The sequence below is a fragment of the Halanaerobium sp. MA284_MarDTE_T2 genome (genome assembly GCF_003337245.1).
Classification (GTDB): Bacteria; Bacillota; Halanaerobiia; order Halanaerobiales; family Halanaerobiaceae; genus QPJE01.
The window spans coordinates 1-16,149 of record NZ_QPJE01000023.1; the positions used below are offsets into that span (position 1 = coordinate 1).

Annotated in this window: 14 protein-coding genes; all 14 read right to left on the bottom strand. The window is 37.2% G+C overall.

Features of this window, described 5'->3' with window-relative positions; translation table 11 throughout:
• Positions 1-348 precede the first annotated feature (348 nt).
• Complete coding sequence (locus tag DFR78_RS09335) at positions 349-1,152, bottom strand: sulfite exporter TauE/SafE family protein (protein ID WP_158531752.1); 804 nt, start codon at positions 1,150-1,152, stop codon at positions 349-351.
• 250 nt (positions 1,153-1,402) lie between these two features.
• On the bottom strand, positions 1,403-1,780 hold the full coding sequence (locus DFR78_RS09340; RefSeq protein ID WP_114458576.1) for a VOC family protein: 378 nt from the start codon (positions 1,778-1,780) through the stop codon (positions 1,403-1,405).
• Positions 1,781-2,318: 538 nt separating this feature from the next.
• Complete coding sequence (gene sdaAA, locus DFR78_RS09345; protein ID WP_114458577.1) at positions 2,319-3,188, bottom strand: L-serine ammonia-lyase, iron-sulfur-dependent, subunit alpha; 870 nt, start codon at positions 3,186-3,188, stop codon at positions 2,319-2,321.
• 41 nt (positions 3,189-3,229) lie between these two features.
• Positions 3,230-3,886 (bottom strand): L-serine ammonia-lyase, iron-sulfur-dependent subunit beta, encoded by a 657-nt coding sequence (sdaAB, locus tag DFR78_RS09350; protein ID WP_114458578.1) that lies wholly within the window; start codon positions 3,884-3,886, stop codon positions 3,230-3,232.
• Positions 3,887-4,099: 213 nt separating this feature from the next.
• Entirely contained in the window at positions 4,100-5,278 is a 1,179-nt protein-coding gene (locus tag DFR78_RS09355; RefSeq protein ID WP_114458579.1) for a S41 family peptidase, read from the bottom strand.
• A gap of 157 nt (positions 5,279-5,435) precedes the next feature.
• A complete protein-coding gene (locus DFR78_RS09360) occupies positions 5,436-6,281 on the bottom strand; it encodes a YitT family protein (RefSeq protein WP_114458602.1) in 846 nt (281 codons plus the stop codon).
• A 23-nt stretch (positions 6,282-6,304) separates the two neighbouring features.
• The gene (locus DFR78_RS09365; RefSeq protein ID WP_114458580.1) at positions 6,305-7,060 is read right to left on the bottom strand and encodes a WecB/TagA/CpsF family glycosyltransferase; all 756 of its coding nucleotides are present in this window, start codon (positions 7,058-7,060) and stop codon (positions 6,305-6,307) included.
• The gene (gene csaB / locus DFR78_RS09370; RefSeq protein ID WP_114458581.1) at positions 7,057-8,133 is read right to left on the bottom strand and encodes a polysaccharide pyruvyl transferase CsaB; all 1,077 of its coding nucleotides are present in this window, start codon (positions 8,131-8,133) and stop codon (positions 7,057-7,059) included. The genes DFR78_RS09365 and csaB overlap by 4 nt, the downstream gene beginning before the upstream one ends.
• Positions 8,134-8,138: 5 nt before the next feature.
• Positions 8,139-10,103: a DUF5693 family protein gene (locus DFR78_RS09375; RefSeq protein WP_114458582.1), complete on the bottom strand. Its 1,965-nt coding sequence runs from the start codon at positions 10,101-10,103 to the stop codon at positions 8,139-8,141.
• A gap of 2 nt (positions 10,104-10,105) precedes the next feature.
• Positions 10,106-11,228, bottom strand: a protein-coding gene (gene prfB, locus DFR78_RS09380) for a peptide chain release factor 2 (protein ID WP_233487036.1) whose coding sequence is annotated in 2 segments (ribosomal slippage) — positions 10,106-11,158 and positions 11,160-11,228 — 1,122 coding nt in all. Because the reading frame shifts where the segments join, the coding sequence is not laid out codon by codon here.
• A 4-nt stretch (positions 11,229-11,232) separates the two neighbouring features.
• Entirely contained in the window at positions 11,233-13,791 is a 2,559-nt protein-coding gene (gene secA / locus DFR78_RS09385) for a preprotein translocase subunit SecA (RefSeq protein WP_114458584.1), read from the bottom strand.
• A gap of 218 nt (positions 13,792-14,009) precedes the next feature.
• Positions 14,010-14,588: a ribosome hibernation-promoting factor, HPF/YfiA family gene (gene hpf, locus DFR78_RS09390; protein WP_114458585.1), complete on the bottom strand. Its 579-nt coding sequence runs from the start codon at positions 14,586-14,588 to the stop codon at positions 14,010-14,012.
• A 104-nt stretch (positions 14,589-14,692) separates the two neighbouring features.
• The gene (locus tag DFR78_RS09395; protein WP_114458586.1) at positions 14,693-15,439 is read right to left on the bottom strand and encodes a ComF family protein; all 747 of its coding nucleotides are present in this window, start codon (positions 15,437-15,439) and stop codon (positions 14,693-14,695) included.
• 2 nt (positions 15,440-15,441) lie between these two features.
• Complete coding sequence (gene sigH, locus DFR78_RS09400) at positions 15,442-16,068, bottom strand: RNA polymerase sporulation sigma factor SigH (protein ID WP_114458587.1); 627 nt, start codon at positions 16,066-16,068, stop codon at positions 15,442-15,444.
• Positions 16,069-16,149: the final 81 nt, after the last annotated feature.

Consider the following 16,149-nt stretch of genomic DNA (forward strand, 5'->3'; position numbering starts at 1 on the left):
CACACCCGAATTGAGTTTTAGATAAATCTAAAAATTTCGTTGATGACTAAAGCCCCCTTTTTGCAGCTTGAAAATAAATTTTGGGGAAACTCCTACTAAATTATAAAGATTGTGTAAAAATAGAGGTGCAGGAATATTGAAATCTTAGTTGTATAATTAATATTGTGAAGAAAAAGTGTAGTTCTGAATAAAAAAGACATTTACCTGGCTCTATTGAATTAATTAATTACAACACCAAAAATTCAATAAAGGAGTCAAGCAAATGTATAAAAAAACTTTTTTTACAAAATATTTTCTTTTAAAACACGATAAATTTTACTTTAAAAAACTGATTGGTAATGAAAAATATTATAAAAACATCGAAACTGCCATTAATAAAATAAGTCCAATAAAAAACGGACCATAGAATTTTTCCAAAGTTTTTTTGTTTATCCGCTTACCAAATAAAGGGCCAAGAATTGCACCAGTTATAGTGCCAGATGCAAGCAAAATCACCAGCAGCCAATTTAGAGTTCCAAATGCACTATGAGTTATCACACCTGTAATAGCTATAAAAAAGAGCACCATAACTGATGTTCCCACTACCTCTAGAGAGGAAAGACCTATACTGTCCAGTCCGGCAAGGATTGGAGGAGTACCGCTCGTACCGAGCATACCTGACATTAGCCCGCCAAGTATCCCAAATACCAGGCCTTTTACTATAAAAAGCTTTGAAATAGGCTTACTTTTATTAGCATTAACTTCTTCAAGTTGTCTGTTTTCTGATATTTCTTCTTTATCTTGCTTTTTCTTTCTTGAAATAATCATCCCGATTGCCATGATTAGAAGAAAAATCCCAAATATTATTTTAAGAACTTTGACCGGAATAATTGTAACAAGATAGGAACCGACAACTACTCCGACAATCCCGCCTGCCGCAAGTAGAAATCCTGCTTTTGGCTTTACATTTTTTGCCCTGTAGTGACTTATTGAAGCAGCCAGGGTTGTTGGGATAATTGTTGCAAGAGATACAGACACAGCCTGATCCATTGAAATAGCAAACAATCCTGTCAGCATTCCAACATAAAATATTCCCCCACCTCCACCTATTAAAGAAATTAGAACCCCTATGACAAGTCCTGCCACAGGTAATAAATAAATCGGCAAATGCACTATTTTATCACCCCTTAAAAATGCCAGCCAATTTTTTAAAGGCTGGCAGCGAAATTTTAATATTTTTAAAGCTTACATAAGTTAGGAATACAAAAGTAACCCTAAAGCCTAAATCCACTGTCGGGCACTACAGCTATATCCAAACTATGTAATTAATATAAAAATAATGAATATAAAGAATTTGCTGTAATTAAGCAGAGACAGAGTATCAATTTCTGCCTCTGCTACTTCATTTTTGACTAATCTGCTGTTATCTTACTCTGAATTCAATTGATAATTTGTCTGGATCATATACATAGAAATATGTGCTGTTTTCATCGGGTTTCCTGATTTCTGTAGCATCGTATCCCATATCGAGTGCCTGCTGCTGTTTCTCAACAATGCCTTCTTCATCTGTAAAGAAGCAGGCTACCAAACCCTTTGTTGTACACTTGTCACCTTTAGATGCACATACAAGTTCTACTTCAATCTCACCGCTCTCATCTTCCAAAAAACAGAGAGATGCCCCTCCCAGGGTCTCTTCACCTACCGTAATTTCTCTAAATGGTTTCAACCCAACAAAATCCTGATAAAACTTCTTAGATGCTTCAAGATCTCTACACATGATTGTCATTCTAAATTTTTTCATTTTAACCTCCTTCTCACAGCAAAGCTGTGTTACAAATAAAGAAATTTTGTCATAAGATTCTCCCACAAAAAGGGCTGGACTTTCCCCATTTTTTATATACTGCTGCAAAAAGGGGAGATGCAGGAATATTGAAATTTTTAGTCAATGAATCTTAACGAAATGAAGGAAAAAATAGGGTTGAACTGCAGGATGGAGTGAGCTAATCATGAGTCAGGAGGACTCATTGATTAGTGTGCCCTATTTCACACCCGAATTGAGTTTTAGATAAATCTAAAAATTTCGTTGATGACTAAAGCCCCCTTTTTGCAGCTTGAAAATAAATTTTGGGGAAACTCCTAACAAAAAGGGTATTTGCGTCTATAACTCATTAAGATTGATTAATGAAAAATGCCTAATGTACCGAAAATACTCTTTTTGTTGACACATCATCATAAATTAAATTTTTAAATTAATATAATCCCTATCATAACAAGCTTTTCAAATTAATATGATACCAAAAATCGACTTTCTGCACTGCAATAATTATATAATATGAATTTTACTCCTTATTTTCCAGTTTGTTTTTTATTTCTCGACCTGTTGGAGTAATGGCCAGACCACCTTTGGCAGTTTCTCGCAGTGTACTAGGCATCTGACTTCCCACATCTGTCATTGCCAGTATTACTTCATCTGGTGGGATAACACTCTTTATTCCCGAAAGTGCCATCAAAGCAGCTGTCAGTGCATGTGAAGCCGCAAAACCATTTCTCTTTACACAGGGAACTTCAACAAGTCCGGCTACAGGGTCACAGACAAGTCCCAATAAATTTTTAAGTGCAAGTGCAAAAGCATTAACAGCCATCTCCGGACTGCCTCCCATCAGTTCTACTGCTGCACCTGCAGCCATTGCAGAACCAACACCACATTCTGCCTGACATCCACCCGCTGCACCGGCAAGTGTAGCTGTGTGAGAAACAACATCACCCAGTCCAGCTGCTGTAAAAAGTCCTTTTACCATATCTAAATCACTCAAATTTAATTTTTCTCCAACGGAAACAACGACAGCTGGAACTATCCCACTTGCACCTGCAGTTGGTCCTGCCACTATTTTACCCATACCAGCATTAACTTCTGCCACAGCAAGAGCATCAGTTATTGCAGCCATAAAAAGCCTCTCCGGCTTATCTTTACTATATTCTGCCATCTTCAGTGCTTCTTCACCAACAAGTCCACCTGAAGATTTAATCCTACTATTTCTGCCTTTTTCTATCGCATCTCTCATTACGACAAGGCTTTCTTTCATCTTTGCTACAACTTCTTCTCTGGGAAGCTCACTTTCTTCCACTTCCACCTGAATTACTACTTCTGAAATAGAAATATTATTTTTCTCTGCCACTTTTAGCAGTTCATCAATTGTTGAATACTGCATTATCTCACCTTCCAATGCTGAATTTAAAATATCGGTATAATTTAAAGTGACGGTAGATATCTAACCTGAAGCACATTTTCCATTTTTTCTAGACTTGTAATAACATCACTGTCCGGAACCTGATCCAGTTCTATAATACAGGATCCTATATCTCCCTTTTTATTCCGATAGACCTGCATAAAAGCTATATTAATACTGTGATAGCCGAGGGTAGATGTTATTTTTCCTACTTCTCCTGGTCTGTCACGGTGCAGAATCCAAAGTGTAGGCATTCTGCCGGTAAGATTAACATCGTTTTGATTTATTTTAGTAATTACAATTCTACCTCCACCAATAGAAGAACCGGTAATACTGAGATTTTTTTCTCCTGCATAAAGTTCCAGCATTAATGTATTGGGATGAACATCCCGCAGGTTAACTTCCTTAAATTCAAAATCCATCCCTTCTTCTTCAGCAATTTTAAAAGATGTACGTATCCTTTCATCATCTGGAAGAAATCCCAGCAGTCCACCAATAACTGCTCGGTCAGTTCCATGACCACCAGCAGTATTGGCAAATGAGCCATGAAGGTTAACAACAACTTTTTCTATTTTGTCAGCAAACAGCAGCCGGGCCATTCTTCCCAGTTTAGCAGCACCTGCTGTATGTGAGCTTGAAGGACCAATCATAATCGGCCCCATTACTTCAAAAATACTCATTTTTCCCTCCCATCATCAATATCGTTACATAAAATAATTCTCGAAAATTACCTAATTTCCTGCTTACACCTCTTATGAATTTTATTCTTTCAGTATATTTTTTTATCCAGATTTTTTTATGTTGACTTTGAACCCAAAGAAAAGATTGATGGTGTTCTTGCTTATATAACCTTATATCAGCTGTTTTTTAAACATAATATAGAAATTATTATTCTATTCTCCAGCCGCCTTTTTACGCTGCACCTCATCTGTGATTATAAATGATTTCATCATATCTACAGCCTTATTCAGCTGGTTATCTTCTCCATTTTGAGCAGCTTCTGCATCCAGCTCAACCTCTATATCCGGTTTTATTCCTTTTTCATGAATATAATTTCCATCAGGAGTATAATATCTGGCTGTTGTAATACTTACTGCAGATCCATCTGCAAGAGGAACCACTGACTGTACTACACCTTTACCAAAAGTTGTAGTTCCCATCAGCTTACCTCTTCCATAGTCTTTTATAGCACCAGCGACTATTTCGGAAGCACTTGCAGAACCCTTATTAATAAGAACTATAACAGGTATTTCTGTATCTGCTTTAAATTCTTTATTTACATTTAATACTCTTTCTATATTACCCCTCTGCCTTATAGAAACGACCTGTCCTTCAGAGATAAAGTTGCTAACTACATTAACAGCTTCACTGAGAAGTCCACCCGGATTATTTCGCAAATCTAGTATAACCCCTTCAGCACCCTGTTCCTTTAATTTATTCAGCTCTGTTTCAATATCAGTACCTACATTTTCGACAAACTGGGCCAGACTTATGTAGCCAATATTTTCGCTCTTCATCTCACTTTCAACATATGGAACTTCAATATCCTCTCTGGTAATCTTAACTTCCAGCTCCTGATCCATATCTGACCTCTCTACTGTCAGCACAACATCTGTTCCCGGTTCACCGCGCATAAGGTCAACAGCTTTCATCTGAGAAATCTCTCCAGTTTTCACCCCATCAATTGCAGTTATTATATCTCCTGCCCGCAGTCCGGCTCTCTCACCCGGAGTTCCTTTAATAGGGGAAACCACTGTCAGCTTATTATCCCTGGTTGTAATTACAATACCAACCCCACCATAATGTCCTTCATACTCTATCTGCATTTCTTCATATTCTTCAGCATCCATATAGTAGGAAAAACGGTCAACTTTGTTCAGCATTCCATCTATAGCACCTTCAAGTAGTGTATCAAGCTCTACATCTTCTACATAATAGTTTTTTATAAGAAAAATTACATCCTGAAAGGCATTTGTCTTATCATAATCATCCGTATCCTGTGCAGTTCCTGTGATAACTGCAGTAAAAATTAAAAGAGAGGCTAACAATAATACTAAAATTTTCTTCTTCATACTCTTTTCACCTGCTTTCAAATTTTATCTTACCTGTAATACTTTTTCTGCTCAATTTTACTCCATTTTTACTCTATTATGAAAAATTTAATCTATTTTGAAATAATTTTGCTCTATCTAAAATAATTATAAACATATTTGCAGATTTTTAACTGTATCAGACATGTGCAATATCTGCAAAACCTTCCCCGAGAACTTCATTTACATTATTAATTGCTACAAATGCTTCTGGATCCACCTCTGCTACAACTGCTTTTAATTCAGTCAGTTCAGAGCGGGATATTACACAGAGCAGCACCTGTTTTTTTTCATCTGTATAGCCACCTCTCGCTTCAAACTTTGTTACACCGCGATTCAGCTCATCAACTAGTCTTTTGTTTATCTGATCAGCTTTTTTAGATATTATAAGTGCCTCTTTTTTGATATTTAAACCTTCCTGAATAACATCTATTGTTTTAGAAGTGATAAATATTGTGATTGCTGCATAAAGTGCAGCTTCCAGATTGAAAAAAATTCCAGCCAGGGTGACAACAAAACCATCAGCCAAAAGCAGGCCCTGTCCAACACTGATGCCTGTATAATAATTAATCAGAGCTGCAACCATATCTGTCCCACCTGTTGTTCCTCTTGACCTGAAGACAAGCCCGAGTCCGATACCCCCAAGTACACCACCATAGATTGAGGCAAGGAGCAGATCATTTGTTAGAGATGTCATATACAGCTGCAGCAGATCTGTAAATATTGATAATATAACAATCCCATAAATGGTTCTTAGTCCAAATGACATACCCATTATTTTAATACCGGTCAAAAAAATCGGCACATTAAATATAAGCATCATAATACCTATCGGAAAACCTGTTAAATAAAAAATAACGGTGGATAAACCACTTACCCCACCTGCTGCAATCTTATTTGGAACCAGAAAAACCGTTAAAGCCAGGGCCATCAAAAATGAACCAACTGTAATACCTATGTAATCAAGTATAATCCTTTTTTTCATCAAAACACCTCCGAACAGCAAAATTAGGTTCTCCTGCCTAAAAATCTTTCTCTTAAAACAAGAAGTATAAATCTGGGCAGAGCAAGCATCCTACCAAATCTGGATGGTTCCTGAAGCAGCCTGTAAAACCACTCCAGCCCCACCTTCTGCATCCACAGTGGAGCCCTATTTACCTCACCTGCAATTACATCAAAACTCCCTCCAACTGTCATAGCTGCCCCAACATTTAAATTTTCTATATTTTTACCTATAAATCTTTCCTGCAGAGGTACCCCCATACCCACCAGAAGTAGATCGACATTTTTTTTATTAATTTCCGAAATAACCTTTTCCTGCAGCTCTCTATCCAGATATCCGTGGTGATAACCGGCTATATTAAGCTGCGGATAATCCCGCTTCAGCTTTACTACAGCCTTATCTACAACACCAGGCCTGCTTCCCAAAAAATAAAAGCTGTATTCTTTTTCTGCAAATTCTTCAATCAATCTGCTCAAAAGATCAAAACCTGCCACCCTTTCTATAAGTGGAGTACCCATTATTTTAGCTGCCAGAACTACACCTGCACCATCCGGTGTGCTCAAATAGGCAGAATTTAAAATAGATGTCAGTTCTTTATCATCTACTGACATAACTATCATTTCTGAATTAGGAGTCACAATATATGCCGGTTTTTCAGCAGGTCCAGCATCTTTTTTTAGCAAAATTTCCACCTTTTCTACCGCTTCCTGCATATTTACCCTATCGATTTTTATTCCCAGTATCTCCACCAGCTCTCTCACAGCCTGGCCTCCTTAAGTGCACTTTCTGCAAAACTACACACTTCAGCTTTTTTCGCAAGACAGATATTTTTTAACCTCTTTCTAAAATCATAGCGGTTTTCCAGCAGATATTCTAATTCTGCATAAATATCATCTCTGTGCAGAGATCCAATATCAAGTGTATTGAGAAATTCAATTTCCGAAACCAGCCCATCTATTTTGGGATCATAGCTGACAGCAAGAAATGGTATCTGATTTAATAATGCAAAAATAAGGCTGTGCAGTCTCACTCCTAAGAACAAATCATTATCTTTAAGCTGTTTAACTGCCTGAAGTGGATCTTCTGCAAGCTCTTCTATAATAACATCACTTCCTGTGGTTCTGTCAAGAATAGTTTTCAATTTTTTTGAAGGTCTTTCGTCAACACCTCTATGAAAAGGATATATCTTAAAATCACAGCTGTATTTTTGAGCAAATTTGCTCATCCCTGCCCCCAGTTCTTCAATATAACCAGCCTGCCATGGGCGTACAGAAATCCCCACATTAGTCCTGCTGTGCAGCTTTCTTTTGACCACATCCTTTTCATTATAAAGAGCAAAAGCCGGATCAGCGGTGAGTTTTACATCTTTTCCTTTTAGTCCAATACGGCTGAGAAGCTCGGCTGACCCGCGGTCTCTAACTCCGATATGATCAATATTTTTAAGTGTAATTCCTGTTATTATGCGGTTTATCTTTCTGTTTAAAGGACCTACGCCCTGTGCGTAAAATGATACTTTTGTTCCCTGCAGTTTAGCCAGCCAGATAAGTCCAAGGTAATAAAAAATAGAAAGGTGGCCAGTTACATCCTGAATTAAACTTCCACCACCAGTGACAAAAAGATCGGCTTCTGCCAGCTCAGAAATTATATTGAGCAGTGAAGTTCTGCCTGCCGCATCTACATTATATCTTTTTTTAGTAACTTCAGGATCAGCAGAGAGTACGGTTATATCAATTTCAGAATTTATTTCTTTAAAAAGTTTTATAATTCCGGCCAGAACAGCCTCATCTCCCAAATTATCAAAACCGTAATACCCTGAAATAAGAATTTTAGACAAGCTGCTCACCTCTGTTCAGCCGAAAAATATTTTTCATACAAAAATACAGCAAACTGATAAATAACAATCAGTATCATTCCTAAAACAAGCCCCAGCCAGTATGAATGAAATGTCCTAATTAGTGAAATAATAACAGGTGTGTGAAGATGTGAAAAAGTATTTGCAGCTGTTATCATTCCAACAGAAGCAAGCATCAGCACAGGATAAAAATAAATTCTTTTTCTGTATTTAGCTGACAGCCACAGAGATAATACAAAAATAGGGTGTCCAATCAAAAATTCCTTAAAGCGGGGCCGTACATACAGCACTCCCTCCAGCAGTGACCTGAGTGTTTTTTCCCAGGCTGGTACAGGCAGCAGTGGAAAATTACCTGTTCTGCCTATATATATAACAGCTATAAAAGCAAGTATTCCGGCTGCAATCAAATGCTTAACTCTTATCTCTGCTTCCATAAGAAAAATTAATCTTTTTTTCAAATCTTCATTTCCCAATGTTAAAAAATAATAAAATGAAATTATTATTAACGGCAGCAGAAAAGAAAATTTTACACCACGGAACTGCAGAATTTTTAAAATAAATGGAGTGCTATTTAGTGAAGCCGAAACAAAAATTCCACCTGTAAGTGCGGTCAAAACTGCCGCTGTATATTTTAATATAAGTTTAACTATTGATTCTTTTTTTTCATTTTTAACTATATCACTGCCGCCGAGAAGAAAAGCTATTACAGCCAGTGACGGGAAAATTACTGCAGCAGCAAGAGCTGTAAGCTGTCTCAAAAAAATCTCCTTATTTATTAATAATAAAAAAATAAGTCCAGCTGCGGCCACACCAGCAGCAGCTAAATTTAACCACTTTCTAAATTTATCACCAACTGCATTTTCCAGCAGGTAGTTTAGCAGAATTACTCCACCTGCAGCTGTCCCAGCAAAAACAGCCAGAAAACTGAACAGGGAAGCGGAAAAAATTGGTGCTGCTTCTGCATTTCCTACTGTATAGCCTGCATTGTTTAAGTCTGTTTTTAAAGCTGAAAGCAGGCTGTAGTTTTTATTTAGAAGATTATTTCCTTTTAAATATGGTTTAAAATATATTATCTTCACATTTCTTTCTCTAACTGCTCTTAAATATCTGTCCACTATTACAGAGATAGATGTCTGTTCAACCTCTTCCTGCTGCATGCTGTGAACTCTGAGCAAATTATAATCTACAGCAGAGGCAATATTTTTTGCCCCATCCTGAGCTGCAATAAAAGCCTCAATATATCCAAAAGTAATGGAATGTTCTTTTAAGAGCTCTGCTGTTCTGTCCAGGCTGTCGGGATAACCTGTTATTTCTTCACCATCAAAAATTATCAGTTCAGGAGATAAATGCTTCAGATTATTTTCAAGTACTGCCTGAGAATTTAAATCATTTGCACTTCTTAAGGCTACTTTTAAACTGCTGTTTTTTGCTGATTTATAGAGACTACCATTATAAGAAAGATTAAGGTTCAACAGTTTATCATGCCACTGCGGGAAAAAAAGAAAGCTCAGGTTTTCCCCCTCAATCAGCCGGGCATTATACTGTTTCTTTAAATGATCTGCCAGCTGATGAAGGTTCTGCCTGAGGTTTTGTGAAAAAACAGCAAAAACTGCTCCATCATCCAGATCTCCAGCTGCAACACCTGCAGATTCAAAAAAACTCAGCCTGTCTTTATCTAAAAGCATAAGCTCTGCTGGTTCTATACGAACTATTTTTCCATTTTTTTTAAGATCTTTTATACTCTGCTGATAAACCGCGACTCCAGTGACTCCATTTTCTTTAAGCTTTTCTATCTCAAGCTCAGGTTCCTGTGCTGCCAGTTCAATTAATCCATCTCCATCAATAATTATTTCTACATTATCAGCTCTATCAATTTTTTCCACTCTTTCAGCAAGAGATATACCGGCTCCTATTAAACTAATTATAATAATTAGCATCAGTACTTTTTTCAAGTTTATTCACCTTTTCTATCGGCAGAATTTATGCTTGCATATTTTAAATAGGATTCTATAAATTCATCCAGATATCCATCCATAACTTTCTGTGTGTTTCCCTCTTCATGTCCGGTTCTGTGATCTTTTATCATATTATAGGGGTGAAAAACATAGGACCTTATCTGACTGCCCCAGGCAATTTCCTTATGCTCACCACTTAATTCCTCTATTTTTTCTGCCTGTGCTTCCTCTTTTAGTTCAATTAGTTTTGAAGTTAAAATTTTCATTGCCACAGATTTATTTTTATGTTGTGACCTTTCATTCTGACACTGTACAACTACACCTGTAGGCAGATGTGTTATCCTTACAGCCGAATCTGTCTTATTAACATGCTGTCCACCTGCTCCACTGGCTCGATAAGTATCTATCTTTAAATCATTTTCATTAATATCAACTTCTACATCATCATCAATTTCCGGTATTACATCTACTGAGGCAAAAGAAGTATGCCTCCGGCCAGATGAATCAAAAGGAGAAATCCTTACCAGACGGTGAACACCTTTTTCCCCTTTAAGATATCCATATGCATAATCACCAGAAATCAGCAGGGTTACACTCTTAATACCGGCTTCATCTCCGCCAGTAAAATCCAGAGTCTTTACTTCATAGCCATTACCTTCTGCCCAGCGGGTATACATTCTGAGCAGCATTTCTGCCCAATCCTGTGATTCTGTACCTCCAGCCCCAGGGTGAATTGAGAGGATGGCATTATGGTCATCATACTGACCATTTAACCTCAGCTGTAATTCTAGATTATCTATTGTTTTTTCTAAAGCTTTAAAGGTGTTTTTTAGATCACTAGAAACAGATCCAGAATTCATCTCATCACTGAGCTCCATAAATACCTCAGCTTCCTCAAACTTTTCTTCCAGTTCTTTCATCACTTTAAGCCTCTTTTTTATCTTGTCCAGCCGCTGTGATTTTTTGCGGGCATTTTTCTTATTATCCCAAAAATCGGAGGCTGCCATTTCTTTCTCTATTTCTTTTTTTTCTTTCTTTAGTGAAGACGTGTCAAAGTAAATCACTCAATTCATTAAATCTATCTTTTAGTTCTTCATATTTATTTTCATAATTCACTGCCATTTTATCATCTCCCACAGCATTTTTTGTATTTTTTTCCACTCCCACAGGGGCAGGGATCATTTCTGCCCGGTTCTTCACCTTTGACAACTGTGTTTTCACCTATACTGCCGTCACTGGTGCTGGATTTTTTGTTTCCTCTAGAAAGAACATTTTCAGCTGAAGAATAATTGAGCTGCTTCTGCCTTATCTTCTGCTGCATTTCTGCTTTTTTGTCTTTAACTTCTACCTGGAACGATGTTTTTATTATATCTTCTCTTATGGAAGCTGTCAGCTCATTGAACATGTCAAATGATTCAAATTTATATTCTGTCAGCGGATCTTTCTGACCATAAGCCCTAAGTCCAATACCCTGGCGAAGTTCATCCATATTATTAAGATGTGACATCCATTTTCTATCAATTACTCTAAGGGACAGGAATTTAATTATACTGTCAAATCTCTTCGGACCAATTTTGTCCCTCTTTTTTTGAAATTTGCTGAGTGCTTTAACGAAAATTATTTCTGCTATTTCTTCTTTTTCCTTATTTTTAAATTCTTCTTTTTTCAGCTCACCTGCAATACCCATACCTTTTAGATATTCCAGCATTCCATCAAGATCCCAGTCTTCTGGATGGATATCATCAGGCATGAACATTTCCAGAATATCATCCAGCAGTTTTTCTAACATTCCTTCAATTTTTTCTATCAGCTGATCTGTTTTGAGCAGTTCGCGGCGCTGTTCATAAATAACCTCTCTCTGCTTGTTTAGAATATCATCATATTCCAGAATCGCTTTTCTAATATCAAAGTTGCGGGATTCCACCTTCTGCTGTGCTCTTTCCAGAGAGTTGGAAATAATTTTATGCTCTATCGGCTGGTCCTCATCCACACCTAATTTATCCAGTATCCCGTTTATTTTATCAGAACCAAACAGGCGCAGCAGATCATCTTCTAATGAAACATAAAATTGTGATGAACCGGGATCGCCCTGACGTCCCGAGCGTCCCCTGAGCTGATTGTCTATTCTTCGACTTTCATGTCGTTCAGTACCTAATACATGCAGACCTCCCAGCTCTTTTACTCCATCACCAAGGACAATATCAGTACCTCGACCGGCCATATTTGTGGCTATTGTAACACTCCTTTTCTGCCCGGCATCTTTTATTATATCTGCCTCTCTCTCATGGTTTTTTGCATTTAAAACATTGTGGGGTATATTCCTCTTTTTCAAAAGCCTACTTAATAATTCAGATTTTTCTATGTCTATTGTTCCAACCAGCACCGGCTGGCCCTTTTTGTAAAGTCTTTCGATCTCATTTATAACAGCATTTATCTTGGCTTCAATGTTTGTAAAAACAAGGTCTGATTTATCCTCCCTTATCATGGGTTCATTTGTAGGTATTACAACAACAGACATACCATAAATCTTTTTGAATTCTTCCTCTTCTGTTGCAGCAGTACCTGTCATACCTGCCAGCTTATTATACATACGGAAATAGTTCTGCAGTGTAATCTTGGCAAAAGTCTGACTCCCCTTCTGTACCTGCACACCTTCTTTAGCCTCTATAGCCTGATGCAGTCCTTCACTGTAGCGGCGGCCTTCCATCACCCGGCCGGTAAACTCATCTACAATCTTGACTGTTCCATCTTTAACTATATAATCTCTATCTTTTTTCATTAAAGTGTGAGCTTTTAGTGCCTGATTCAGCTGATGGTTGAGCTTGAAATTTTCTTCAGCATAGAGATTTTCTATTCCCAGCTTTTTCTCAGCCTCTTTTATCCCTTCTTCTGTAAGTGTGACAAGTTTATTTTTTTCGTCCAGCTCATAATGCTTATCTTCTTTGAGGTGGGGAATAACTCGATTAAACTTTTTGTAATCACTGCTTGACTCCTGTACAGGTCCAGAAATTATTAGCGGAGTTCTTGCCTCATCGATTAAAATACTGTCAACCTCATCTAAAATAGCATAGTGATATTCTCTCTGTACCAGATCTTCTTCTTTATAGGCCATATTATCACGCAGATAATCAAAACCAAATTCATTATTTGTACCATAAGTTATATCACAGTTATATGCTTTGCGCCTTTCAGCAGGTGGCATTCCACTTAAGATAACTCCAACCGACAGTCCTAAAAATCGATATATCTGGCCCATCCACTCACTGTCCCTCTCAGCCAAATAATCATTAACTGTTACAACATGAACACCTTTACCGGTTAGAGCATTAAGATAAACAGGCAGTGTTGCTGCCAGTGTTTTACCTTCACCTGTTTTCATCTCTGCAATTTTCCCCTGATGAAGAACTATACCACCCATAAGCTGTACATCAAAATGACGAAAACCTTCTTCAGTAGAACGCTGTGCTGCTTCACGAACAACTGCAAATGCTTCTACCAGTAGTTCATCAAGACTTTCTCCATCAGCATACCTATTTTTAAATTCTTCTGTCTTTGACTTCAACTCTGAATCACTTAATCTCTTCATTGCCGGTTCTAAATTATTTATTTCATCAACAATAGGTTCTAATTTTTCCAGTTCTTTTTCATTTGGATCCTTAAAAATTTTCTTGAGGAATTCAAACATCTAACATCCTCCTGTTTGTAATATTTTATTAAAATCATCCTTAAATTTCCTGCATATCAGTAGATTCTTTACAATCAAAATAATTATATCATTTATACCCTGTCAGGTAAAGCGTGAAACGTACCAGGTACAAAAAAGAAAAACAAAAAACCCTGACAGAAGTTCTTTTAATTAGAAACTTCTACCAGGGCTTGTATTTGTATTTAATAAAATTTTATTTAGCCAAAAATGGGTTCTATTAATCCATAGTTGCCGTCTTTCCTTTTATAAACAACATTGGTTTCTTCTGTTTCCGCATTATAGAAAACAAAAAAGTCATGTCCGAGAAGATCCATCTGCATACAGGCTTCTTCTACATTCATCGGCTTCATTGCAAATTGCTTGGTCCGCACAATTTTAGGCTCAAATACATCTGTTTCTATTTCTTCCTCTTCAAGTTTATTGTTAAGTATCTGCTCTTTGCGCTCTTCTTTATACTCCTCTTTAAATTCCTGTTTGCGCTCAATGTATCTATCATGAATCTTAGTTTTATACTTTCTAAGCTGTCTTTCTAATTTGTCGACCACACCATCAATAGAAGCATACATATCACCTGTTGCTTCTTCTCCCCGCAGTATGAGGCCCTTAACATAAGCTGTAACCTCAACTATATGTCTTTCCCTTTCTACCTCCATGGAGATCTGAACTTCCATCGGCTCCCCATTAAAATACTTGTCAAGCTTTCTCACCTTCTCTTCTGCGTGCTCTTTTAAAGAAGGGGTAACATCGATGTTCTTTCCGTAAGTCATTATTTTCATGAAGCTCACTCCTCTCACATCTATTATAATATATTTATTCTATATAATTACTCTGATTCCTGCTGGATTAATAAAATATTGAAAATTGTAATATACAAATACTGTTAATATATCTCTACCGGAACTGAAGCTGCTGTCAGTACAAAAATTTTATTGGAATCCAGCCTGTTTTTAATAAGTGCAGCTGTCTTGGATGCTGTAGTACCTGTGGTTAGAATGTCATCAATTATTAAAATATTTTTTTTAGAAAATTCTCTAAAATTTATATTTTTCTTTAAGCTAAATACATCTTTAAGTTCCATCTCTCTGGCTTCCCTAGTAAGTGAAAAAAGCGGAATGCTGTTTTTAGTTCTAAGCAGAATATCCCTATATTCTATTCCTGTCTTTTCGGCCAGCAGTTCAGCCAGCAGTGCTGCCTGATTATAGCCGCGTATCTCCTCTCTCTCTTCGTGCATGGGAATTGCCATTATATAATCAATATTATATTTAGAAAAATATTCCTTGAAATAGAGAAAAAGAATCTCCACCATTGGTGAAGCAAGATCAGGTCTGTGTCCATATTTAAATTTAAGCAGCAGTTCACGACCATAACCGAGATAGCTGAAGCTGCTGCGGGCAGCATCGAAATCCGGCATTTTTTCCTGACATTCTGGACATAAATCGCCCGCAAATAAAGAACTTGGAATTACCTGTCTACCGCATAAAGGACAGGGTTCAGTGATAAACGTAATTCTGGAAAGACAGCGGCTGCAGATACCGGAAATTTCAGAAGAATCATAGCGGCGACCACAGGCTAAACAGACAGGTTTTTCCGGATATATAATGTCCAGAAGTGTTTTTTTTACTTTCAATTTTATCCCACCAGATCTCTCAAGTTGTAATTTTCTTTTAAATCATCTATCTTTTTTCTTGCCCTCTGCAGAGCATTGTCAACTGTTTTAACACTAACATCTAATTCTTCCGATATCTCCTGATATGATTTGCTTTCCAGGTAAGACATAAAAACATCCCACTCAAGGTCTGTCAGTTCTTTCTCTAAATCATGCATAATTAGAGTTAAAATTTCCTGACAGATAAATTTCCTTTCCAAATTTTCACCTTTATCAGGCAGAATTTCATTAAAATTTCTGCCATTTTCATTGCCATAATCAAGAGTTTTATCAAGTGATGCAGAAGAATTTAGGGGAACATGTTTCTGTCTATTTGCTTTTTTTATGGCAGATATCAACTGTCTGTGTACACAGAGCTGAGAAAAGCCGCGAAAAGAAGCTCCTTTTTCTCTGCGGAAATCTCTTATGGCCTTGTAGAGGCCAACTCGTCCTTCCTGTACAACATCCTCTCGATCCAGACCTTTTATAAAAAAAAATTTAGCTTTTGCATATACTATATCCATATTCTGATCTATAAGATATTCAATAGCAAAATTATTTCCAGTCTGGGCCATCTCGATAATCTCTTCCTCTCCCTTCTCACTAAACAATAAAATCCCCCCCATCCGTTCAATTAAAGATTTTCATCAGGGCCTGGAAGCTGATGCCCAGATCCAGCACTGTCGCACCAA